The following is a 24,424-nucleotide window of genomic DNA, read 5'->3' on the forward strand; positions in this document are numbered from 1 at the left end:
AGAAATTTACTAAAATTAAAGAGGTAAGAGAACCACTGTGATAAGTAGTCTTCTAGATTAAAACTGAACAGAGCATAGGTGGATTTACTAGTAGGAGGTAGGTGGTAATATTCATGTTATTGAGATTTAGACTGGTTTATATTTCTAGAGTAATTTTATTAAAATTTGTGGTGGTGCTTCTATGAACTTTCTTAAGTAGCTGAAAGCATTTTATCTTGCAGATCAGCAGAGCAGTTCACATACGAGAGTTAGACTTATGTTAATGATGGGGGTAGGTCGGATATTTTATATGGGTTTTGAGAAATTGATGGGCCTTTTTGCTACACTATATCTAGAATAGTTCTATATGTTAGAGATTGGGGAAAGTAAAAACAGTAACTTATTACTATATTTGTGCAAAAATGGTCAATGGATACCTAAATTTGACTTAGAAAAACTTTACTATCATTCAGCTGAAACTCAGGAACTTAAGTAGGTTAGCTGTGTTAATGAAATTAAATCTATTAGTATAATTGCTATTCTTACAAAGAAGATTTTCTCACTTTTTCTTTGCTTTCGTTTTCATTTCTAACAATCTTTTTTCCGTCTAGTATATCTTTGATTTCATCTCCAGTTAAAGTCTCAAACTCTAGTAAATTTTCAGCAATAAGTTCCAGATCTTTGTTGCATTTGGTTAAGATATCTTTTGCCTTTTCATAACATAAAGATATAATTCTTTTTACTTCTTCATCTATAAGCTTCAGAGTGTCTTCAGAAATTATGTTGGAGCCATATACATTTTGTTCACGGTTATGATATATAGGTCCTATTTTATCACTCATTCCCCACTTTGTTACCATGGCACGTGATAAATCAGATGCTTGTTTTATGTCTGAAGATGCACCGCTTGTGACCTTACCATATCCAAAAGTCAACTCTTCTGCTACTCTTCCACCCATAGCAACGGTAATATCTGCTATCATTTTTTCTCTTGTATGAGATACTCTATCTGTTTCTGGTAATCTCATAACTAAACCTAAGGCTCTGCCTCTTGGGATAATAGTTGCTTTGTGTATTGGATCAGAAGCAGCCATGTTAACGGCAATTATTGCATGTCCAGCTTCGTGGTATGCAGTAAGTTTTCTTTCCTCTTCTGTCATAACTAAGGATCGCCTCTCCACACCCATCATCACTTTATCACGTGCATATTCGAAATCATCCATAGTAACAATTTTTTTATTCCTTCTTGCAGCAATAAGTGCAGATTCATTCACTAAATTTGCCAGATCAGCTCCTGAAAATCCAGGTGTTCCTCTTGCAACTGTTTTTACATTTACATCTGGTGCTATTGATATCTTTTTTATATGGGTGTTTAATATTTTTTCACGTCCATTTATATCGGGTAAGGAAATAGTTATCTGTCGGTCAAAACGACCAGGTCTAAGCAATGCTGGATCTAAAACATCCGGACGGTTAGTTGCTGCAACTATTATCACACCTTCGTTGGATTCAAAGCCATCCATTTCAACTAATAGCTGATTTAATGTTTGTTCTCTCTCGTCATTGCCACCGCCAAGGCCAATGCCGCGGTGTCTGCCTACTGCATCTATTTCGTCTATAAAGATTATACAAGGAGCATTTTTTTTGCCTTGATCGAACATGTCGCGAACGCGGCTTGCGCCAACACCAACAAACATTTCAACAAAATCAGACCCGGAGATGCTAAAAAATGGTACATTAGCTTCACCTGCAATTGCGCGAGCAAGTAAGGTTTTACCAGTTCCAGGAGAACCAATTAAAAGGCATCCTTTTGGTATTTTTCCACCTAATATCTGAAATTTTTGCCTTTGTTTGAGAAAATCAACAATTTCTACTAACTCTTCTTTTGCTTCATCAATTCCAGCAACATCGTCAAATGTTACTTTTTTCCCGCTAGTCATGAGCCTAGCTTTTGATTTACCGAAGCTTATGGTTCTGTTACCTCCTGCTTGTGTTTGTTTTAAGAGAAAAAGCAATAAGCCAATAAAGATAAATGTTGGAATCCATTGAATAAGTAGTCCACCAATGATACTCATTGCAGAATCTCCAGTTGAAAAGGAGAATTTCACTTTTCTATCATGTAAGCTTTTTATTAAGTCACTATATATGATACTACTTGAATTAAAGCTTGACCCATCTCTGAACTTACCTTCAATACTCTGGTTTTTTATGATGACATGTTCTATATCATCATCTTCTAGCCTGATTAAAAATTCTGAAAAAGGTATGGTTATTTTGCTTTTACCTATGTTCCCACTGAATTGAATATAAGCAACTGAGACAAGTACAACTATTACTAACCAAATCAATAAGCCTTCTAGAAACTTTTTCATTGTTATTTTTAACTAGACATCAATTAAGCTTATCAGATTTTGTTTTATTATACTATTAGCAATGAATTGAATCTTGCCATCATTGACATTTTCTCCATCATAATTTATATAAGGATAAGCTAATATCTTCCCTTCTTTTTGTATTGTGGGTAAGGAATAAAAAACTTCAGAGCAACAATTATGATCTTTTAAAAATTTGGGAATCTTTTGTGTTTTTTTCAACGGGATAATGGTTACTGAACACTCCTGATTTTTAAGTATCGTGCAGGTAAATCTATTATCCCATTTAATAGAGCCATTTAATGGTAGACTTACAGATACTTCTTGTATCTTTGATGGTTCTCTGATTACTAATATGCTTTCTCCATATTTCCTTATTTTACACTCAGAGAGTATGCAATGAATATTAGTGTCGTCCTTTTGCGATATTTTATTAAATATTGCTATGAGACTGTTGTATCTTGGTTTATAGTGTTTACTACTAATTACCATTATAGAATAAAGAAGTAGTCTTAAAGCTATTTCCTCTGGCAATTTATAAAATTCACTTAATTTGATTTCAATATACCCGAGATTATGAATGTTAACACAGTCATTAAACGCAAGGCGAGTATAGTAAATCAGTGCCTTTACTGCTCTTTTTATATGAAAAGTTGTGAGACATATTCGTTCTGTTAGAATCCTCTGATTATCACTTGCTTTAAGCAAGTTACGATATAATGTACGCCTGTACTTCAAATTCTGGTTGCTTTTATCTTCAACCCATTTTAACTGATAGAGATTTGCGTATCTTTCTACTTCGCTACGACTAAAATTTAAAAGTGGTCTTAATATGTAAATGCCATTAAAAGAAAATTTCCAGTCCATGGACGATAACCCATCTATGCCACTACCGCGTTCAAGTCTAAGTAGAAATGTTTCTGCTTGGTCATCTTTATGATGAGCAACAAGCAAGTACTTAACACCGTTGTTTTTGCACCATTCTGTTAATAGCTTATACCGTGCTTTTCGTGCTTGTAATTGAATGTTACCTTTGACGTTTTGTTTTTCCCAGTTTAATGTAAATGACTCTTTTACTCCAAGTTTTTTTGTGTAACTTAGAACAAACTCAGCTTCTTTCTGGGATTCTAAACGCAACCCATGGTTTACTGTTAATGCTACAGGGAGTGACCACTGCCTTTTTTTTGCCCAATTAACCATTAAATGTAACAGACTTATGCTGTCAACACCACCTGACACTGCAACTGCAACTTTGTTGTTGTGAGTAATAAAACCTTTAATTGCATTTTGAAATAATGATTCTAGTCCCATTGTATTTCTTGCATGATTTATTTTTATTAGATTATCATACAACAAGTAAGAAACTTACTTGTTTCAACCATGCTGATATTTCCTTTTCTCTAAACTCTCCTTCTCTATTAGCCCTAATGCCCTTCCTTAACACTACTGGAGCTTCTTCTGCTTTAATCCCAGTATTAAAGCACTGGGATCAGCTTTTAAGCAAGAAGCTATTTCTTTGCTTTAGAAAATGAAAACTCCACTCTGCGATTCTTAGCGTGCTGTTTTTCATACTTGGAGTTCTTAGAGTTGTCTTGTACATAAACTAAAGGTTCAGCTTCACCTCTAGAGGCAGTTTTTATTCTACTTTCTAAGTAAGGTGCACAGCTAACCATAAATTTTTTAGCTGCATCTGCTCTTCTTTCACCTAATGCAACGTTGTACTCGTAAGAGCCACGATTGTCAGTGTGGCCGATTGCAGTAACCTTTATATCAGGGTTATTTTGCAATACTTCTATTACATCAAGTAATGTATCTGCACTTGCTTCAATAATATTAGATTTATCATAGCCAAAGAAAACTCTTTTTTCACTCATCTGCTGAACAACAGAATTCGTTCTGTTTGTTGTGGCTAATTCTCTTTTTTTGCTACAAGAGCTTGCACCAGTAAGTAGTAAACAAAAACAACACATTATAATCAATCTACTCCACATTACTAGACCTCCATAAATTTTTAAATATAGTTTTAAGTTTCATTAATTCATGATCTCTCTATATTATAATGTAGTCAAGGAAAATAAAACACTGGATGCTTTTTTATAATTTTGCAGTTTATCTTTAATAAGATGTTGGGCTTTCGATAAAAGAATCTAGTGAAGCTGTAGTGTGCGCAATTTTTTGTTGTACTTTGAGTAAATATACTTTTAACTTTATTGTTAATTTATTACTACGATGTTAAACAGATATTTTCTAAAAAAATGAACAAATATGAAATCTTATAAGCTCTTAGAGGAAGTATTGTGTAGGGTAGGAAGTATTGAAAATACACTAAAAGTGTTAAGCCAAAGTCAGTTGAATATAGAAGATAAAATTGAGCAAATTGGTCTCCTAGAAGAAATTAGACATGAAATTATTTCTCACAGTATAATAAGGGAATTATTAATAGAAGCAGGTGCTTTTAATAGTGAAAGGAGTGCTAACAATTGGCAACTGAAGTTAATAGAAAGGATGCATAAAGGTAGTAGTGCTATCTCCATTGATTTAGTGAGATCCTTATCGAAAGCTAAAGTTGAGTGCCAGAATTTATGTAAGTTATCTAAGTCTGAGGCTAGTAATTTGGGGAAATTGAAAAGACGCTTTGCTGATTTAATTAAGCTAATTCGTGAAGTAGCTTCTATAAAATCGCAGCAGTTGAAATGTTTGAAGTATGATTCATTACTTGCTGACTATGATTTTGATATTACAGAAAAGAATATAAGGGAAACATTTCCTAGGATAGGCAAGTTTTTTAGTAGAAATGTAGATAAAGTAATTGAAAAGCAGAAGAAAGGTAAAGTTATTAATATACAGAAAGTTACTGCTCGGAAGCAAATTGAACTTGGCTCACTATGTTTACAGCAAATAGGTGGTACATCATACCATCCTTCTTATTATGACCCTATAGATTATAACGAATCTGACTTTTGTTACGGTTTGTTCTTACTTTTACGGCGTAGTGGTTATGAGATTTATCAAAAGCATTTAGCACAAAATTCTATAAATAATTTTATTGCAAAACATATTATGTATGAAACTCAAGGGTTATTCATGGAAAAAATGATTGGAACATCTAGAGAATTTATTGAGTTTATTCAACCGTACATAAAAGAGAAATTTGCTGTGAGAGATAAAATTAGTGCAAAAGCTAGCAGCATTGAGAATTTATACTTGATTTTTAATAAAGTAAATCTTTCTTCTCCTTTGAAAAATGCAGATGAATTTACTCTGCTAGCTCACATTATGCTAAGAACTAGATTGGAACAGAATATGATAAATGGTACTTTAGAGGTAGAAGATTTGCACGATGCATGGTTGGAAGGTATGAAGCACTATAAAATTCCGGTAAAAGCTAAAAATGAGCTAGATACTTGTTTTCAAGATGAATATTGGGCAAGAGGAATTATAGGGTATTTTCCTATTAAAGTGATGGCTTTAATTACTGCTGTACAGATTTTTTCTTTTATTAAAAGGAATCATTATGAGATTCTGGGTGCTATAATAAAGGGAGATTTTAGTTTACTTATTAAGTGGTTGTCTAAAAATATGTGCAGTACAAAGTATGGTTCTTTAGGTCTGCTAAAAAGAGTAACGGGCAAGGGATTAGATGTTGAGTGCTGTACTAGCTACTTATCTGAAAAGTATGATTTACCTCAATAAAATGGTTTTCTTGAATTGTGTATGAAATTCTTTCAGAAGTTGACTAAAGAGTTTTATAATTTTTTCCCTTTTAAGAGGTTGTTTGCTAGTGATATTGCTATAGATCTTGGCACTGCAAACACTGTGGTTTATCAAAAAAATCAAGGGATAATACTTGATGAGCCTTCAGTTGTAGCTAGAATAAGGGAAAAGGGAAATTATGTTCCTTATGCCTTTGGTAAGAAAGCTAAGATGATGTTAGGAAAAACTCCTGGAGAAATAGAAGCAATCAGGCCGTTAAAAGATGGTGTCATTGCTGACTTTAGAAGTGCAGAAGAAATGCTAAAATATTTTATACGTAGTGCAAATACAAAGCTTACTGTCAATAAGCCTGACATTATAATATGTGTTCCATCTGGATCCACTCCGGTTGAAAGACGTGCTATACAGGATGCAGCGGAAAGTGCTGGTGCGAATGAAGTTTTTTTGATTGAGGAGCCAATGGCTGCAGCAATTGGGGCTGGTCTTCCGGTTACTGAGCCTGAGGGTTCTATGGTTGTTGATATAGGGGGTGGTACAACTGAAGTTGCAATTATTTCTTTAGGTGGGATTGTTTATTCACGTTCTGCCAGAGTGGGTGGTGATATTATGGATGAAGCAATAAAGTCATACATTCGTGAAAACCATAAATTATTGATTGGTGAAACAACAGCTGAAAAAATTAAGAAAAGCGTAGGTTCGGCTAATCTACCAGGTGAAAATAATAAAGGGGAAATGATGGTAAAAGGTAGAGACTTAGTGAGTGGAATGCCAAAAGAAATGCTTTTATCAGAGTATCAGGTTGCAGAAAGTTTAACGGAGTCTGTGCACCAAATAATTTCTGCTATTAGGACAGCATTAGAGAGCACTCCTCCTGAGCTTTCTTCTGATATAGTTGATAAGGGGATAGTTTTATCTGGTGGTGGCGGGTTATTACGCAATTTAGGTAAAGTTATCAGTGAAACAACAAAACTGCCAGTGCGTGTTGCGGATGATCCACTTTGTTGTGTTGCCCTAGGTAGTGGTAAAGTGCTTGAAAACATGGATTACTTTAGTCATGTTTTGTTTAAACAAGATTAATTATGATTCTGTTGTTGAGATTTTTTGATTTTATGGTCGTCAGAAAATATTTTTTGTTGTAAAGCTGTATAGATAGCACTAATTCTTTTAATTTTCATATTATTGTGTACTATATGTCTGTAGCTAAAATAGTCTAGGTTTATTTACAATTTGATAAGCATGAAATTTGTTGTTTACTTGTTAGTAGAACCTATGAAAAACTAGGCGATATAGAGAAATCTGACTTACATTGTCTATATTTAATGAGTTTAGGTAACTATGTGTTAAAGAAATTTAGAATTGAACCTTTGTTAAAGGATAAAACTCCATGCCAAACTAAGGCTGTGATTGCAATGTCTGGTGGAGTTGACAGTTCTGTTGTTGCAGTATTACTACACTATCTTGGATACCAAGTGATAGGTGTTACTCTTCGTTTATATAGTGGTGATGGTAATGCAAGAAAAGGCATATGTTGTGCTGGACAAGATATCTATGATGCAAAGCGCGTAGCTGAAAGCATTGGCTTTCCTCATTATATCTTAAATTATGAAGAAACATTTAAGGAAGAAGTAATAGAAGATTTTGCGAATACCTATATGCGTGGAGAAACTCCTATACCATGTATAAAATGTAATCAAACAGTGAAATTTCGTGATCTGTTGCAAGTTACAAAAAATCTTGGTACGGATATATTAGTTACAGGACATTACGTGAGAAGAGTGGAAAAAGATGGTAGAGTAATGTTATGTAAAAGCATTGATAAAAGTAAGGATCAAAGTTATTTTCTGTTTGCTACGACGGAAGAACAACTAAAGCTGTTGAGATTTCCGCTTGGTGGATTCTATAAATATGATGTAAGAAAATTAGCAAAATATTTTGGTTTACGAATTTCTGGAAAACCGGACAGTCAAGATATATGTTTTGTTTCTGAAAGCTATAGCAAAACAATAGCTAAGCTGATTCCACAATCCATGCAGAAAGGTAAAATTATAGATGTAAATGGTAAAGTACTAGGTGAGCATAATGGTATAGTAAATTTCACAGTTGGTCAAAGAAAAGGTTTAGGTGTTTCATACGATAAACCTCTTTATGTGGTCAAAATTAATACAGGAAAAAATGAAGTTATAGTGGGTCCAGCTGATGCACTAATGCAAAGAAAAGTGTTGGTTAAAGGATTAAATTGGCTAGAGCAACCAAGGAAAGGTATGGAAGTAACTGTGAAGCTTAGGTCGTCGCATGTGGGAAGTTTAGCAACAATATATCCAACTGAAGAACAAAATGAAGCCTGTGTCATTTTGAATGATGATTACTTTGGTATTAGTCCTGGTCAGGCTTGTGTAGTATACAAGGATGAGCAAGTTATCGGTGGTGGATGGATATGCTCTTAAAAGATTCTATAGTGCTGGTGATTATTCACTGGTCAGTAAAATCAGGGAAAATTCCTTTTTACTATAGCCCTATTTATAACAAAGTATGTAAAATTTTTAGCTAATATTATAAACAGATTTTATTTCTTTAGTAGTTTTTTATTCCTATTGATTCAATAAATAGAGGCCCTTTTAGTAACCTATTTCCTGAGGTATATTTTAAATCTTTACTTTTTAGTTGATAGCAACTTAGATGATGTATCTCTATACATCTAAAGTCTACTATGTCTTTTTCTACCTTTTACTTTTCTCTCTCATCATAGCCTTTAGTTTCCCTTTTTTCTGCAATTTTGATAGAAAGTTCCCTGCTTCTTTCAACTTTTTGAATTGTTCATTTACTGCTTTTTAGACGGAGAATTGTGTAATAAATGCCTTCATAGTATTCTGTATATAATATGTATTTAATTTTAATTTGATATTTTTCTATTCTGATCCTTTCTTTTCACAAACCTATTAGGTATTCCTTCTTCATTTCTTACTTACTATTCTATTGCTGTATGCTTGCTTGCTCCCTTGACTTGTGACTAGTTTTTAACAAATAAAGAATTAAGTATACCACCGTAAAGCATAGGAGTTAGGTTCATTACAGGTGTTGCTTTTGTATTAAAAAACATCCTATTAATAGGATTATGAATGGAGTAAACCATAAAATATAGGTGCTAGGTTTTATGGGTGGAATAGTTATAATTGAGTCTCCGTAAGAATTTTTCAGCTCTAAAATTATTTGCTTGTCGGTATACCCATTGCTGATTTTTTTACGAATTGCTTTGCGCATATCATATGCAATTTGAGATTCAGATTCAGATAATGATTCGCCAGAACATATTGGACACTTTATTATTTTAAACAAATTAGTTGCCCGTTTTTCCATAATTTTATCTTTAAGCTTGTCATCTAAAGTAAAAGCATTAATATTTAAGCAGAATGTAAATGTAAAAAGTAAGTTAAATGCCGTTCTCATTCTTGACTAGCTCAGTGATTTTATCTAATTGGTTCATGAAATCAGTGATGGGTAACTTTCCAATAAAACTTAATCCTGCATCGGTATCGTACTTTATTGAAAAATTAACATTGTCATCAGTTGTTTCTTCTGATAAAGAAGATATTAATTTTTTAAACCAATCTGAAATTTGTGGGTTGCTAGTCATAAATGAGATCAATTCTTTGTAGTTTAATATGGCCACGTTGATTTTGTCTTTAAACGAAGATGTGACTAGGTTGTAATTATTTACTCCACCATTTGCAGCGAGAGAAAAATTATTACTCTGAATTAAAAATTTTTCTATGTTGAAATTAATTCTGGCAGCTGAGATATGATTTACAAATTCATAATTAAATTTAGTGTCGATACTAAGGTAACTTTCAGGGTTTGTAGTATTTTTATACCGATAAGTATAAAAATCAAATCCTAGCTTATTATTTCCACTTAGTTCTTTATTGAGATAAAATTGAATGTAGTTACTTTTACCATTCACCTCAGTTATAATACTTTGATGATTTTCTAAGTCAGTTGAAACATCACATTTTGATCCATAATCTTCATAACGAAACGTATCTATATAGTCTATTACATTACTATTTTTATTAAATAGCAAAGAAAATGGTAAATCTTTTAACTTAGTAATAAAATGGTTATTATTATTTGTATGACATCTTATACTTTCTTTCTTATTGTTAGAAATAGCAATGCTGACTTCATTGCTTGGTATATAAATATACACTGATCTATCAAATAATCTATTTTTTATTAATAAAGCATTAGACGATATGGTTAATTGTTCATTAGAGAATTTTGGGTTTGTTACGTGGAAGGTTAGATTAAAAGGGAATCCGCTAAAGTCATGTGAAACATCAAATTTTTTGTTGTTAATATATAGTATTATTTCAGCTAGCAGATTTTTTGCATTGCATGCGTAAAAATACCAAAAGCTACTGTATACTGTAGGAATAAACAGGAGCAAGAAGATAATGGTGTAGATAAAAATCTTATGCATAGTTAATTATTTATTTGTTTAGTGATATATTTCTTGTACTCCTTGGTATGGTTACATACAAGCCATCAATGTCTTTTGTAACTTTTATTTGGCATCCAAGCCTAGACGTCTCAGTTAAGCCGAAAACTAGGTCTAACATATCATTTTCCTCATCAGATATGGGATTATGTATTTCTACAGCATCATAAAATTTCGGGTCAACAATTACATGGCATGTAGAACATGCAAGAGAACCTTCACACGCGCCTTCAAGTAAATCTGGATCGATTCTGTGAGCTAAGTTGAGCAAGGTTTCCCCCTCTGTGGCTTCATAATTTTTCTTACTTCCATCAGGTAAGATAAAAGTAACGGATGGCATATCACTTTCTCCTATTAAAATCTTTATCGGTTTTTCTATATTCTACAGATGATAGTCAGTATTTGCAAACTCTTTGCGTTCAACCTATTAATAACTTATATAATGTCTTTTTAACCAAAGTAAGTGATACAACTGAACAAGTATAAAAATCAGGGCGTTGTGGTTTTCGGCCTTGGTAAGACTGGTTTATCTGTGATTAACGCTCTAGTAAATTATGGCATAAGAATATATGCGTGGGATGATAATAAGGAGCAGATAGCAAATGCAAGGGCAATGTATAAAGAATGTAGTTTTATTTGTCCTGAAGAGTATAATTGGCATGAGATAGAAATGTTGATATTGAGCCCTGGAATACCTATTTTGTGTCCAACACCACATTGGGTGGTAAGGCTTGCAAGAAACTTTAACTGTAAAATAAAATCGGATATCGAGTTATTTTTTGAAGATAAAATTACAGACCAGAAAGTAGTAGGGGTTACAGGAACAAATGGTAAATCAACGACTACATCCCTAATAGGGCACATATTAAAGTCTGCAGGAAAGAAAGTTGCTATTGGTGGAAATTTAGGTGCTCCCGTTTTGGACTTGAACAGGAATGCGGAATTTTTTATAATTGAGTTTTCCTCTTTTCAATTGGAGCTAATCAATGAAGTAAATTTAGATATTGCAGTGTTACTTAATATTACGCCAGACCACATAGATAGGCATGGAAGCATGGAGAATTATATAGCGATTAAATCAAAGCTGATAAGCAACAGTAGGATTGCTGTTATAGGGTGTGACAATGAAATTACTGCTGGTATATTTAATAAATTCACTGGGAATAAAGTTCCTATCTCAACTTCGATGTTACTTCAATACCTAGACACTAGGATACAACTAGGATTAGAAGATTATGCAGGTGATATGGAGATAAACTTAATATCTAATGCGGAAAACATAGCAGCTGCGTGTACCGTGTGTGAGCTGCTTAGAGTGGATAGTAACATTATTATCGATGGAATCAAATCCTTTTCAGGATTAAGACATAGAAATGAAATACTTGGTAAGATAGAAAATGTCCTTTTTGTAAATGATAGTAAAGCAACTAATGCTGAATCTAGCGAAAAGGCGATTTTGTCTTATAAAAACATATATTGGATCGTTGGTGGAAAGAGTAAAGAAGGTGGTATAGAACCACTAAGGAAGCATTTTGCAAACATTAAAAAAGCTTTTCTCATTGGGGAATCAACTGAAGCTTTTGCAAATGTTATGGGAAATGAAGTGAATTTTGTAAAATGTTACAATCTAGTAGACGCATTTAAACTAGCTTTAGAAGAGGCTATGAACAGTAAAGAAGAAGTAACTATATTATTTTCTCCTGCGTGTGCTTCTTTTGACCAATGGAAAAATTTTGAAGAACGTGGTGAAGCATTTTGCAGGATGTTTGAAAGTTTTAAGCGCAATTACATATGCAGTTTAGTATAATTGTTGCATGGAACAAGATGAAATAGAGTTAATCTAGTTGTGGTTATTTCATTTAAATGGAAAATTGATGAAACCTTTGTTAAAGGGTATGCATAGACCTTAGTCTAGCTAATCGCTTTTGCGAATTTCAAAAACAGAGTGTATAGCTCTTTAGAGTATGTAGTAGGAAGTTTAAATGGTTCAATGAAAACTGGACTAAAAAATTTTAGTAAGAGATATGGAAAGATGGCTAATAAAGTTAGCTTTTATAGTATGCCTTTTAAACTATGTTAAGCCAAATTACAAAGGGCCTTTAAAAAATGTTTTATTGTTTTCTATATGTTAAAAAGTAAATAATCATTTGGTAAGCTTCTTTATAGAACTGTTAGTGTAATTTAGCATGGTATTTACGATCAGTCACAGGTTTCAGCTACTATGCAAAAGGTGACATTATCTGGAGTACCTAGGTAGGATAAATTCTTTTTTTCAATGGCTATTCGGAAGATTTTGTAGGTATTTTATCATTTTTCGGTGGATGTGTTAACGAAGTTATAATGTTTCAAGAGTTTGAAGCTCTTTTACAAGAAATTATAGGAAATTTCTTGTAAATTTTTCATTATACTAGTTACTCTATACCTACATCACGAAGACTTCCCTTGATTTTTTAAGCTCTTGTGTTAAAAGAATTAAATATTCATTAACAATAAAATGAAAGTTATTTGTTATAGTATAGCAATGGTAATATTGAGTTAGAAGTAAATGCAAAACATGTAATAAACTTTTTTTGTAATGCTTAGATGTATTAAAGTTAATGTACCTTAATAAAGATGCATACAAAAAGTAGAATAATATATTTAGTATAGTTAAGTATTATTTTGATTATCCTATTTTCTAGAATAGTTAATCTAGAATTCTTCTCGGAAGAATTGAACAGTAAAAAAAGAAAATTTACTAAAAGGGTAATATCACTGTGTTTATGTTCTACTATATTGTCCATTGTTCTATTGTGTTATTGTATTTGGCCTACCAGAATCAAAAATCGAAAAAAGTGATCGTGAGATCAGATTTTATGTCGATGTTGCTGTTAATTTTAGCTACAGTATGCTTTGGTGTGCTTATGATATTTTTTAACTTTATTAAGAAAAAGTTTTTTATGTATAAAATCAAAAGCTTCTTGGAGAATGAGGTTAATTCTGAATGGGCAAAGTACTATGGGAAAGAACTTGTAGGTGAGTGTATAGACCAAGGTTGGAAAAAAATATAGAAGATATTGCAGAGTTTCTTTTAGAAAGGAAGAAGATTATAGCACTATATAGATTTCTAACAAATGGTGAGAAATTAGTTCAAGCTAGAATGGTAATGGTAAATGTGTTGCTTATGAATGTTGTATATCCAAACAATATAATTTTAGATACTAACTCCCTTGGAGGAGGAGTTTTAGCAGAAGTTTTAAAGAAATTTGAAGATCAGGGGATTTGTTTAGCGTTAATTCATAACAATTATTACGGTTTGCTTAAGAATTGTAACTAATAATTATTCTTAGTGGAGTGGGAGATTTTTTTTTCATTAAGATGGTTTTCTGCAAAGTTTTTAAGTTTTTGGGTTAGATATTGTGAACTGCAATTTAATCTGCTAAAAACTATGGAAAATATAAAATGTCCTGTCTTAATTGCTGGTGAGAAGGTGACAATATAATTTTATGAAAAACTCAACTTATTGGTAAGCTTAACGATTAGTTTACTTAAGAAAGGTTTAGAGAAAGTGTGCTGCTTAAACATGGTTTTAAAATACCTTATAAGAATGAAGATAAGTATTCATGTTAATTATAAAGAACATTTAGTTTGTTGTGAGAGTGAATAAAATATAAAGAAAAAGAGAATAAATTTATTAGTGATGCATATGAATATTTACTAAACCTTAGATTTATAGAAAGTTTAAACAGAATGCTTATAAAGCGAGCAAATTCTCGCAAAACTTAATAAAAATGGAACTGGAACCTATCAATAGAGAATATATATAAGTTTAAGTTGATAAAGAAAGAAAAATTATTTTAGCTATTCCATAAGTACGTTCTAAGATTATATTAAAATTTGTACTACATTTAAAATCTTCGTTTTTCCTGATTTCTAGAATTATCAATGTATCATCACCTATCCAATCTGAGTTGATTAACCCATCTAAAGTTGAGTGAACTAGATTACTATTGTAAGGTGGGCCTATAAAAACTATGTCGCATTGTGAAATAGTTTTCGGTAACCGGTTAGCACTGCAACAAATTAGTGTAATATTATCTGTAGTACCAAAGTCTTTAGCTGTTTTTTTGGGTAATTGCAAATTATAATAGTCTGAATCTACCATAAATGCATGCTTGGCGCCTCGAGAAAGTGCTTCAAATGAAAAAGCACCGCTTCCGCAGAATAAGTCAAGCACATTTAAATTATAAATAGGCTTTTTTGAAGAAAGTATGTTAAATATTGCTTCTCGAACAACGCTCATAGTTGGTCGTACGGCTAAATACTTGCCTGTAGCTATTTTTCTTCCACGATACTTTCCTGCAATAACACGCAGCATACTAAAAGAGCTTTAAAATGACTAATTATTTAACAATGCATAATTAATGTCAATATGGCTTTGATAATTTGACTAGAGAAGAAAGTTATAGGTATAAGATCAATTTAATTACTTTTCTTTGGTTTATTTGGTATATCTATTACTGTATAGCTGGTCTCATCTTGTAAGCTATTGTAGTCGTTTGTTTCATCATGAGTTAGTCCTTTGATTCTGCTTTCTAACTCTAGCTTAATTAAAGTATTGATTTTATCTACGTTATCGAGAAAGCTTTTACATTCTTCATCACTATACTCTTTACCAGACGCTTTTTTTTCAATAAAGAGTTTCTTAAGCTCTGCTAGATTAGGATTATAGTTAGGATTTAGCACAACATTTCTTTCTATGAAACTAAGATCTGATAGTAATAAACTGACTTCGAGTAAATCTTTGCTTTTAATGTTTGTAAGGTCATTAAGATTGTCCAAAATATTAAACACTTTAAGCTCTTCTTGTGCGACTTTTTGATCTTCGCTATCAAATTCAGACAGTAACTCTCTATTATTTATAAGTTTCTTGCTAAGAGCTTTATTGATCTTTGAAAGATTAATATCATTCTGCTTGATATTGTTATCTAGTAATAAGTCTACTCTTGCCTTGCGGGCATTTAAAATGTCATTGTAATCATTTAATTTTATGTTACCATTTTTATCTTGGTGTAATTTATAATAATTAAAGCCTTTGAAATTTTTTTTACTAATCTTCATTAGTGTCTTTATCTCTTTCTATTGAACTATCAGATGAACTTCTAATAGGTTCATTTTCTGGTTCGCTGGTATGGCTGTTGTCACCTTCTTTATCTCTATATCTTTCTGGCTTTCTTTTGTGTCCTATGGTGTAATCATGGAGTTTTTCCAGAAACTCTCGCCTATGAGATTTTGTCCTATAGAGTAGATTATGGTTATAGTTACGCTTTCCTATAGAATCAACGTTATGTTTCCAAGTAAACTTTATAGCATCTTCTATTGTATAGCCCAGATGTAATCCAGCGTATCCTTTATAATAGTCTAAATATCTACCAATTCTTCTATGTAGAATATCTTCTTTGTCAACTCCAAATGCTTTGTAAATTTTTTCTTCGAGTTTATCAACACTATTCTCAGGAGATGTTGCAAATTTTGTTACTTCAATAGTAGCTCTTGCAAGTTTACGTGGCATATCAACAGCATGTTTTAGCACACCTCCGACTCTTGGTACTCTATCAAGTAAATTAGCTGCACCTCTAGCTGATTTATTTGGTAAATGTATGACCCAACTTCCTAAAGACTCTAATCTTCTACCAGCAAAATTTTGCCACTGTTGTTTGAGTCCTTCTATTGTGCTCGCCAAAGGTGATGCTGAATATATATTAGATATAGCATAAACGCTAAACCCACCACTGGCAATGCTTGAGCCTGTCTGCTGTACAAACTCACGCAGGGAGAACATTAAAAATGAAAGCAGGAATAATACAAAGATTTCTCTTACTTCGATTAAATGACCTTTTTGTATGTTCTTTACCCTTTGGTAATCACTATTTTCTTGATAATTTTTACAATTCTCGCAACCTTTGCATTTCTGACAGTATTTACTGCTAGGATCCCTATATAGCTCATGAAGTTTCAATATTCTGCAACCTCGATTTTCAACTATACCCTGTAGTAAAGACTTTATTTCGCTTTTTAAATTTGGTTGAATGATGCCCTTTCTATAATCTTCTATTATTTTTTTATAATCTTTACACTTTTCTTTATATTGTTGAGATTGACAGTAGCGCTCTGTGATTTCATTATCTATATTACCTATCTTTTTTTCTATGTTTTTGATTAACAATAGAATATCATTCTTTTCTGATGTATGAGATAAGCTATTTGCTAAACGTACTAGATCTCTTACACTGCAGTTTTTATCAACTATTATATCACTTTCCGCGATGTAATGGTCTGCTGGATTATCTTTAGTACCTGGAACTGGATTGAGGAAAGGGTAATCTATATAACGGAAGCCTTCTTTGATGTAATCTGGTGGAAGAGGAATATAACCGGCACCGCCAGTAAATTTTATTGTACCACCTGCTCTACTTAATTTTTCTATATCTTCTATATTTTTATCTACTTTCAGCGAAGCAGCTTCTCCGAGAGAGTAAGGTACGAAAATTTGTCCTGGAGTCCAACTAAAGTATTGCTTATCGACTATGCAAAAACCTCCGGGCATCCATCTTGGAACACATAGTTTTACTTCAAGCCACTTATTGTAACATACAGTGAAACCTAGCTGTCTATAAAAGGTATTCATTATAATTGAGGCTAGCAATGACAATATGGTAAATGTCATGATTGATTGTAGACAGAAACTGATGCAGAATTTTATCCAACCTTCGAATAAATTTTTTAGTGGTGAAAATAGAATGGAAATTAAAAACAGTGGCATTATCGCTATAAGAAAAGCTATGCCCACAAAACCAAAAAGGAATATTATGTAAGCATATACACACAGTAGAAAATATAAAATGATTCCTATAAAGATTGCTGGTATTATAATGATGCTCATCCACATTTGATAATGGAGAAACGCTGCAAACTTTTTCCAAACGGAGTAAGCAAAAAATTTGTTGAACATGTCCTCCATGAAGCTAAATAGCTTGACGTGAGTTTCATCTCCTTGAGTGACACTTCCAGTGTTCATGTTTGGAGCAAAATTAGTAATTATACTTATTAACTGTTCAAGGCCTTTGACAAATAAGATGAGAAAATGGTCATAGAAAAAACTAAAACTGCCAGGAGATATAAGCACTATTACTAGAGTAATTTTTATTATTCTGATGAGAATATCATGCTTAGTTTCTTGTATCATGCCAAAAAGATAAAAAAGTGATGAAATTACTATAAATAGCAGAAGTAGGGAAAGAACAAAATTATGAAAGCTTGTACTTTTTTCAGCTATATTCTGAAATATAGCTTGTGCAGCTGTGGGACCGTTACTGTCAAAATGCTTTTTGCAATTTTCATTGATCAATAATGTGCATTTTAGATAGTTATAAATGTAATCAAAAAATTCAACGGCACCTGTTTTTTGTACTCCGCTCAAAAATTCAAAAGAGTAACCGCCTGCGTTATTTAAATAATAACTATCTAATATTTTTACATATATTTTCCACCCTTTTTTTAACTCTAGCATATTACAATTTCTGTCCTTTAATTTAGTTGCATCCTCTTTTTTTAAAGTAAAAAGTCCGCTTCCGTCTTCTGATACGGAGTTATAACCTAGATGTATAGTCGGAGATTGGGGATTGCGCATTAACTCTAGGTTTTCATTTGGATTTGGATCTATAAATTCTTTCTTGCCACCGGCGTTTGTATTAGATCTTCTAAATAGAAGGTAAGCGCCATAACCGTTAGTAAACCAACATGGAACACTATGTAGTGCTGTATTGCTGTTATTATCCTCATTAATGCACTTACAATTCACAGTACAACTTGTATGAGGATTGCTTGAAAATTTTTGTACGCTAGATTTATAGTTATTACAAGCTAAATAAAAGTCAGGTAAGTTATTGTCGCCTTGTTCGCCTTCGGATTTGGTTGTATATTTCAGCTGCTCTAATTTTTGTAAGCTGTAATTACCTTTAGATTCTTTCTTATTGTTATTGCTCCAAGATATCCATGCACCATTAACTCGTATTACTAAATCATCTCCGTTGGTTTCAAGTCCAGTATCTTTCCATTTTACTACTTGGTTAGGATGAAAGCTATTATTAAATTCTCCAGTATCGTGATCAATAACTTCTCCATCTTCTGGAATAAAAGCATCATGATCATCTGAAAAGTGGGCGTTTACCGTAATAGGTTCAGGGCCAAAATAGTCAGCAGATATGCACCTTGGGAAGGGCATGTCGTTCTTATCACAACCTGTTATTAGGATATAAGCTACAAGAAGTAGTGACCTAAAACAAAATTTGCTTAAGCGTAATTGCATATCTGATTTTTCTTTCTAAATATAGAAATAAACTTTACTTAAAACATCTTTTCAGTTTGTTACTCTATAACAATTATACTTCTCCTTCTTAGTCTTTTCTTACTGTTGTGTTTAGACCACTGAGCATCATCTCTTTCTTATTTTTTAGTATTTTTATTCTTTTCTCATTGGTGTATTTGATCGTCTATTCTTGTATGTAGGTTGTAATACGTATTGTTCGGACTTAAACTCAATTTCTGGTCGATCTTTACCTATTTTTTGCTTGATTTCCTGTATTATGTTCCGAGTCTTATCGTCGAGTCCAATAGTTGACAGTATAGATTGTGATACACTACTAGTGGCTGTACTGATGCTACCTACTATTCCCCAGCCAGCACCGAATATTGCTTGTGCTATAGTTTCTGATGCAGAGACAAAAACTTTCATTGCACCAGCAACAATGAGATATATAAACGCTTGTATTAGGTCTATAGGTAGTGCTGCAAAGTATCCACCAGTTCTTTCTCCAATGCTGAGTGCAACGTCAACACTAGTGTTGGGACTATACCCAATGGGTAGTATCGATTTCATAATGCAAAGATCATACGATAAGAAATTTATGCTAATTAAGCATTGATAGCACGCAGAAAAGTTTGTGAGGTTATATAAAACTGAATACAGGAGTTGATTCAAGATAGATAAAGACGAAAATAAAATGACTGGCTGTATTGCAACATGGGCCAATGTTTTTATCCAGTTCTCAAATAGAGATTTAGTCTGTTGAAATAAAATAAATACGATAAATAAAGGCGTTAATGACAGCAAAAACGCTACTAGAGAAGTAGATATTACATATCTAAATGTAGCGCTGATAATGCATTTTAAGGATACAAGACTAGCGTAAAGTATTATCAGAAAAGCGATAAAGCCAAAAGGACCAGCAAGTATTAACGATAAAAACTTTAACCAAGTTTCTCCTGTGAGTAATACTCCTGTTGTTAAGTCTAAGAATGCAAATTTTTTACCCCCTTCTCCTATATAGCCAGAAAAACTGTCAACTAAATAAGTACTACCGTCTACAAAAAACTTGGATAAAGTTGTACCAAAAAGTTCCCAGCTCCTATCACTAAAGGCAAAAGCTATGAATGCTATCTTCATCATCCTTATAATAAAGTCAAATTTACTTAGCTGTGTTGTTCCAAGTATGTAACCAATAATGGTAAATATAACATATAGAATAAGTAAGGCTTTCACTCCTTGAAAAAGACCTTTTGCATATCTTTCATATGAATTTTTAATGTTGTCTCCGATTACTTCTCCTTTTATAAAATTAAGTACCTTATTTATACTTGATGAAATAAAATTGTTGATCTTCCTTTTGACAAACAAGGTCACACTATATTTGTTATTTTCATAATATTTGCCATTTTTATCCATTATGTCACTCCTCTCTACATTTCTTACGTCAATACCGAAATAGATTTTTTTAGGTTCATTATTTTCTAAATAACTTCCATTTATTTCATAATATTCTATATTATTCTCTATTGAAGTTAATTCTACTACCTCCTTGAAGCTATCATTATTTGTAGTGGGTATATTTTCTGGTAAGCTATCACCTAGATAAATGTACAGTTTTTTACCACCAGTATATTCGCACGACCTGGTAGCTTTAACATAGTAACCTCCCCTATTAAGGTAATAATGACCATAATCTGCAATAGCGAGCATCACACTACTACCTGGTTTTACATTATCATTTACTGGATAGTCATAATTTAGTTTTAGAGAAAAGTTCTCGAAATTATTACTAATTTGTGAGCATATATTATTTTCTTCTGCTCCTTTTTTTTCTGGAAGACACTGAGTGCCTTGAGCAGTATCCTTCATATCACTACGCTTGTTTTCAGGAGTGCTTGTATCGCCTGAATCACTTATTTTTGCAATAAGAGCTTCAGCCCAAGAGATATCTTTAGCGTCCAGTGTAAAGTTAATAATGTCAGTCTGCTTAAAATTCTCCCTGTTTTTAGCCTCATCAAGCTTATCTTCAACGCTTTTTAGATTAGAATATATATCACATTGATTATTTTTGTGATATTTTTGATACCTTACAGAGGAGACACAATTTCTATGTCCCTTTTTGTGCAAACTTGCATTAAATATACCCTCTTTAGTATAACATATGTTCTGGTAGTAACAGTTGAGGTTATAAGAGCTATATTTTTTTATCTTATCAAGATCACAATCTTCTCCTATACACGATTGATTTGATCCCATTTTAGTAAAGTTATAGTTTTTCACTTTATTAAAGTCACAGTCTTTCCTATTACATAACTTATCTAATTCTATTTTAGTCCGTCGTAAGTCTAGCAATGCACCATTTATCCATGGACTTTCGTCTTGGATATAATCTCTATTAAAATGTACCTTATTATCATATGGGGTATAACCATTGCTAACTAGTACTGTTCTTTTTTTAAGGCTTTCTTTACTGAGCTGCGGAAATTTTATCTCGTTTCTACTATTGTTATCGTCTCCACAGAAAAACGTTCCTCCACTAAGCATGTCTTGTATCATAGCTTTTTTATCTCCTTTTCTAGTTTTATAGCAATTATCATCAAAACTGATATCTTTTCCTCCTAGGTTATTGTAGTTAATCGTTATTTCTCTAGGAACTAAGCTGAAACTTAACTTATCACCAGGATTAACTTTAATCCCAGTATCGACATAACGCCTCTTGCTATAGGATTGACTGTTCCCAAAACCTACGTTCTTACACACTTCTTGTTCGTCAAGACCAGAATTATTACTTGGTTCACTACTATAATTTGGTGTTGCATCGTCAGCGCAAAATACAGCAGGTACAAGTACTTTTTTTTGATTTTTATCTTCTTTAAGAGGACAAAAATTTACTGATCCATCAAGAGTGAATTTTATTTTTTCACCTTGAGTAATTACTTGACCGGAATCAATCCAATGAATCTTAATCCTTTCGTTAGCTTTGTGGACTGGAACATCTATATTAACAATAGTGTTTCTATTTTGTAGCCCAGATTCAACGCAATCTATATTACAGCCAGTGATTACAAAATATAATGTCAATAACAGTGATCTTTTACTCATGATGTTGATTTTCCTGGAGGCTGTGATATTTGAGGTGTTGAGCTTCGAGCTCCTTGTGGTACTTCAGGTCTTTTGCTTGTTATATCTGACTGTTGAGTAGCACTTCTTTCTTGTATTTGAACACTTCCTTCACCTAATCCAGCTATTTCCATTAAGCTTTGCTGGTATTGTTTTCCAGGTTCGCTCATTATATAAACACTAAATAGCGAGTCAGATATTTTCGAGGAAGCTTTGGTCAGAGCTTCCATAGCATAACCCAAAATAACAAAAGCTATCATAGCAGCAACATTAGGTGCATACTTAGAAGCATATCCATAGAAAATACAAGGGTTGAAGATTCTTAGGTTAACGCTAAGTATGCACGTAGAACAGACTTCAAAGTCAAACATTGAATATATGACGTGATCCATAGCTTGGCTTACCAATGATATAAAAATGAAGAGTATTGCTGGATGAATTGTAAATCTCGCTAAATTTTTGACCCAGTTATAGAACATCTGCCTAGTATACGTAAACAAAAGGCAAATAATGAAAATAGGTGCTAAGGAAAGTAATAATGTAACTATTGCTATAGATGTAATAAAAGAAAATAGGGCATTAAAAGTAGACAATACTACTTTTATTAAACCCCAAATCACCAGGCAAAAAGCTACAATGCCTAAAGGGCCAGAAAATATTAGAGATATTATTAATAATATAGAGTTCGGAGAAAAAAATCTATTTAATGGTAAATCGAGAAACTCGAAAACATTTGATGTTGTACCTCTAAAGTTTGCCACTTCTATTAACTGTTTTGGAGTGTTAATAAAAATAGAGAATGCATTGTTGTAAAAAAAGTTCCAGCTATCATCTCGCAATAGCTGGGTAATGATTCCTATCTTTATACATGCAATTAAAAACTCGTATATAGAAACATAGGTTAAGCCAAGAAAGTAATAAAGAGTATGCAGGACTATATATAATACTAGCAGTGATATTATTGTAGACCTAATAGTATTTGTTCTGCTTGATTTTATAAAACTCTCATAGAGAGATTTTACAGGGTTAGTATTAGAGTAGATTACATCAAGGTTGTTGTAGCTAGAACTAAAAAATGCGGTTTTTACTTTCTCATCAAAAAAATTATATATTGCACTAAAAGTTCTTGTAGTAGGCTCTTTAGTTATTAGCTTGATACTAATCTGACCTTTATTTTTTTCATAGTTACACCCTTGATCTCTTATCCCGTAGTATATAGTGCCATTTTTATCTTTTAACTTTTTCTTCAATTTTTCCATTTCTTGAGTGTTATGAACTTTGCTGATATCTACGGATATATCTTCCTGATTTTCACCAGGATCATTCTTAGGGAATTTATCAGAAACACGTATATATAAGCTTTTTTCTAGATTAGGAACTCTTGTTACTCTTATATTGAAACCACCTTTATCATTTTTATCGTAACAACTCTCGTCATTTCTGCTGCATAAACTAAAAGTTAAATTTGGTATTTGATGGTCTTTATTCATTTTATAATCACAATTAGTGCATAAACCTCCATTAGGAATATATTCAAAATCTTCACCATCCATATGAACTTTCAGGAGTGTAATGTCAGTTTTTACTTGTTTTTTTTTCAGAATGTTACTAATAGCTTTAACATCAGATTTGGATACCTCACTTTCTATGCTGTTATATTCAATGTATGCACAATCTATGTTTCTGTTACCAGAGGGGAATTTGCATATGCGTCCACAGAGCAAATTTAAAATGTGCGTATCTACTTCGCTTATTTGACTATCTGAAAGACTACTGCAGTTTATGTTTTCTCTTTTTATAGAGTTAATAATACTTTTGGCTTTTTCTTCTCTCTCATCTTGATCTAACTTTAGAAAATTTAGATTCCAGTACTCTTTTCCATTTAACCATTCTACTTTGTCGCCTATTATGTATTTATTAGGACATATTGTATATTGATCATCTTCTTTATCCTTCCATACCTGACATTCATTTTGGTTTAAAATATGTGAAAAATACTCCTTTTCTTTGTTATTGCATTTTTTATCAATACTTATATATCTGATTGTCTCATTTTCTTTATCTTTACACACTTTACTTCCAATAACACTGAAGTTTATTGCATCGCCAGCTTTAAGAGCAAACTTTGATAATGTAACCTTTTCTATCCCAGGCTTTATTGCAAAATCTTCATACTGCGGACAAAAACTGATCTTACTAGGTACTATACTAATTTCTGTTACTTTTGCTTTGCTTGAAATGTTAACGTTGGAATCAACCCACTTCTGTTGTATTGAAATTACGTCAGATTTTTCGCGCAAGTTTAATAGACTCTCCGGCTTAATACAGTGATCTTCGCAACCGGACAGCAGAAAGAGTGTTGCTATTAACAAAAACTTATGCATAGCCTACCTAAGC

At 32.5% G+C, this 24,424-nt stretch carries 17 protein-coding genes; 6 read left to right on the forward strand and 11 right to left on the reverse strand.

The window, feature by feature from the left end; genetic code table 11:
* Positions 1–521: 521 nt before the first annotated feature.
* From ftsH to GOY12_RS00415, 3 genes are all read right to left on the reverse strand, one after another.
* Positions 522–2,351, reverse strand: a complete 1,830-nt coding sequence (gene ftsH / locus GOY12_RS00405; RefSeq protein WP_175818129.1) for an ATP-dependent zinc metalloprotease FtsH — start codon at positions 2,349–2,351, stop codon at positions 522–524.
* A 12-nt stretch (positions 2,352–2,363) separates the two neighbouring features.
* The gene (gene tilS, locus GOY12_RS00410) at positions 2,364–3,662 is read right to left on the reverse strand and encodes a tRNA lysidine(34) synthetase TilS (protein WP_175818130.1); all 1,299 of its coding nucleotides are present in this window, start codon (positions 3,660–3,662) and stop codon (positions 2,364–2,366) included.
* A gap of 197 nt (positions 3,663–3,859) precedes the next feature.
* Positions 3,860–4,342: an OmpA family protein gene (locus tag GOY12_RS00415; RefSeq protein ID WP_175818131.1), complete on the reverse strand. Its 483-nt coding sequence runs from the start codon at positions 4,340–4,342 to the stop codon at positions 3,860–3,862.
* A 274-nt stretch (positions 4,343–4,616) separates the two neighbouring features.
* Here GOY12_RS00415 and GOY12_RS00420 point away from each other — a divergent pair, with 274 nt between their 5' ends.
* From GOY12_RS00420 to mnmA, 3 genes are all read left to right on the forward strand, one after another.
* The gene (locus tag GOY12_RS00420) at positions 4,617–6,044 is read left to right on the forward strand and encodes a gluzincin family metallopeptidase (protein WP_175818132.1); all 1,428 of its coding nucleotides are present in this window, start codon (positions 4,617–4,619) and stop codon (positions 6,042–6,044) included.
* A 21-nt stretch (positions 6,045–6,065) separates the two neighbouring features.
* The gene (locus GOY12_RS00425) at positions 6,066–7,142 is read left to right on the forward strand and encodes a rod shape-determining protein (protein ID WP_175818133.1); all 1,077 of its coding nucleotides are present in this window, start codon (positions 6,066–6,068) and stop codon (positions 7,140–7,142) included.
* A gap of 260 nt (positions 7,143–7,402) precedes the next feature.
* Complete coding sequence (gene mnmA / locus GOY12_RS00430) at positions 7,403–8,509, forward strand: tRNA 2-thiouridine(34) synthase MnmA (RefSeq protein WP_175818134.1); 1,107 nt, start codon at positions 7,403–7,405, stop codon at positions 8,507–8,509.
* 622 nt (positions 8,510–9,131) lie between these two features.
* Here the strand turns inward: mnmA and GOY12_RS00435 are convergent.
* Genes GOY12_RS00435 through GOY12_RS00445 form a run of 3 tightly spaced genes read right to left on the reverse strand, consistent with a single transcriptional unit; the run spans position 9,132 to position 10,900 of the window.
* Positions 9,132–9,509, reverse strand: a complete 378-nt coding sequence (locus GOY12_RS00435; RefSeq protein ID WP_175818135.1) for a cytochrome c-type biogenesis protein — start codon at positions 9,507–9,509, stop codon at positions 9,132–9,134.
* Complete coding sequence (locus GOY12_RS00440; protein ID WP_175818136.1) at positions 9,493–10,542, reverse strand: hypothetical protein; 1,050 nt, start codon at positions 10,540–10,542, stop codon at positions 9,493–9,495. The genes GOY12_RS00435 and GOY12_RS00440 overlap by 17 nt, the downstream gene beginning before the upstream one ends.
* 10 nt (positions 10,543–10,552) lie before the next feature.
* The gene (locus tag GOY12_RS00445; RefSeq protein WP_175818137.1) at positions 10,553–10,900 is read right to left on the reverse strand and encodes a ferredoxin family 2Fe-2S iron-sulfur cluster binding protein; all 348 of its coding nucleotides are present in this window, start codon (positions 10,898–10,900) and stop codon (positions 10,553–10,555) included.
* Positions 10,901–11,026: 126 nt separating this feature from the next.
* On the opposite strand from GOY12_RS00445, the gene murD reads away from it, so the two are divergent.
* From murD to GOY12_RS00460, 3 genes are all read left to right on the forward strand, one after another.
* Positions 11,027–12,367, forward strand: a complete 1,341-nt coding sequence (gene murD / locus GOY12_RS00450; RefSeq protein WP_175818687.1) for a UDP-N-acetylmuramoyl-L-alanine--D-glutamate ligase — start codon at positions 11,027–11,029, stop codon at positions 12,365–12,367.
* Positions 12,368–13,394: 1,027 nt separating this feature from the next.
* Positions 13,395–13,610 carry a hypothetical protein gene (locus GOY12_RS00455; protein WP_175818138.1) on the forward strand — a complete coding sequence of 72 codons (216 nt, stop codon included), beginning with the start codon at positions 13,395–13,397 and terminating at the stop codon, positions 13,608–13,610.
* Positions 13,595–13,876 carry a hypothetical protein gene (locus GOY12_RS00460; RefSeq protein ID WP_175818139.1) on the forward strand — a complete coding sequence of 94 codons (282 nt, stop codon included), beginning with the start codon at positions 13,595–13,597 and terminating at the stop codon, positions 13,874–13,876. Before GOY12_RS00455 ends, GOY12_RS00460 begins: the two co-directional genes overlap by 16 nt.
* A gap of 492 nt (positions 13,877–14,368) precedes the next feature.
* On the opposite strand, the gene rsmD is transcribed toward GOY12_RS00460, so the two are convergent.
* The 5 genes from rsmD to GOY12_RS00485 form a co-directional block, all read right to left on the reverse strand.
* A complete protein-coding gene (rsmD, locus tag GOY12_RS00465) occupies positions 14,369–14,917 on the reverse strand; it encodes a 16S rRNA (guanine(966)-N(2))-methyltransferase RsmD (protein ID WP_175818140.1) in 549 nt (182 codons plus the stop codon).
* Positions 14,918–15,021: 104 nt separating this feature from the next.
* On the reverse strand, positions 15,022–15,660 hold the full coding sequence (locus GOY12_RS00470) for a WD_0853 family protein (protein ID WP_175818141.1): 639 nt from the start codon (positions 15,658–15,660) through the stop codon (positions 15,022–15,024).
* Positions 15,650–18,907 (reverse strand): TrbL/VirB6 family protein, encoded by a 3,258-nt coding sequence (locus tag GOY12_RS00475; protein ID WP_175818142.1) that lies wholly within the window; start codon positions 18,905–18,907, stop codon positions 15,650–15,652. Before GOY12_RS00475 ends, GOY12_RS00470 begins: the two co-directional genes overlap by 11 nt.
* Positions 18,908–19,060: 153 nt before the next feature.
* Entirely contained in the window at positions 19,061–22,012 is a 2,952-nt protein-coding gene (locus GOY12_RS00480) for a TrbL/VirB6 family protein (protein ID WP_175818688.1), read from the reverse strand.
* Entirely contained in the window at positions 22,006–24,411 is a 2,406-nt protein-coding gene (locus tag GOY12_RS00485) for a TrbL/VirB6 family protein (protein ID WP_175818143.1), read from the reverse strand. Before GOY12_RS00485 ends, GOY12_RS00480 begins: the two co-directional genes overlap by 7 nt.
* Positions 24,412–24,424 lie beyond the last annotated feature (13 nt).

Origin of the sequence: Wolbachia endosymbiont of Dirofilaria (Dirofilaria) immitis (assembly GCF_013365455.1) — a bacterium.
In the GTDB taxonomy this organism is placed as follows: domain Bacteria; phylum Pseudomonadota; class Alphaproteobacteria; order Rickettsiales; family Anaplasmataceae; genus Wolbachia.

Coding starts and splice junctions, on each gene's coding strand:
- ftsH (WP_175818129.1), bottom strand. CDS start 2,351: ATGAAAAAGTTTCTAGAAGGCTTATTGATTTGGTTAGTAATAGTTGTA.
- tilS (WP_175818130.1), bottom strand. CDS start 3,662: ATGGGACTAGAATCATTATTTCAAAATGCAATTAAAGGTTTTATTACT.
- GOY12_RS00415 (WP_175818131.1), bottom strand. CDS start 4,342: ATGTGGAGTAGATTGATTATAATGTGTTGTTTTTGTTTACTACTTACT.
- GOY12_RS00420 (WP_175818132.1), top strand. CDS start 4,617: ATGAAATCTTATAAGCTCTTAGAGGAAGTATTGTGTAGGGTAGGAAGT.
- GOY12_RS00425 (WP_175818133.1), top strand. CDS start 6,066: ATGAAATTCTTTCAGAAGTTGACTAAAGAGTTTTATAATTTTTTCCCT.
- GOY12_RS00435 (WP_175818135.1), bottom strand. CDS start 9,509: ATGAGAACGGCATTTAACTTACTTTTTACATTTACATTCTGCTTAAAT.
- GOY12_RS00440 (WP_175818136.1), bottom strand. CDS start 10,542: ATGCATAAGATTTTTATCTACACCATTATCTTCTTGCTCCTGTTTATT.
- GOY12_RS00445 (WP_175818137.1), bottom strand. CDS start 10,900: ATGCCATCCGTTACTTTTATCTTACCTGATGGAAGTAAGAAAAATTAT.
- rsmD (WP_175818140.1), bottom strand. CDS start 14,917: ATGCTGCGTGTTATTGCAGGAAAGTATCGTGGAAGAAAAATAGCTACA.
- GOY12_RS00470 (WP_175818141.1), bottom strand. CDS start 15,660: ATGAAGATTAGTAAAAAAAATTTCAAAGGCTTTAATTATTATAAATTA.
- GOY12_RS00475 (WP_175818142.1), bottom strand. CDS start 18,907: ATGCAATTACGCTTAAGCAAATTTTGTTTTAGGTCACTACTTCTTGTA.
- GOY12_RS00485 (WP_175818143.1), bottom strand. CDS start 24,411: ATGCATAAGTTTTTGTTAATAGCAACACTCTTTCTGCTGTCCGGTTGC.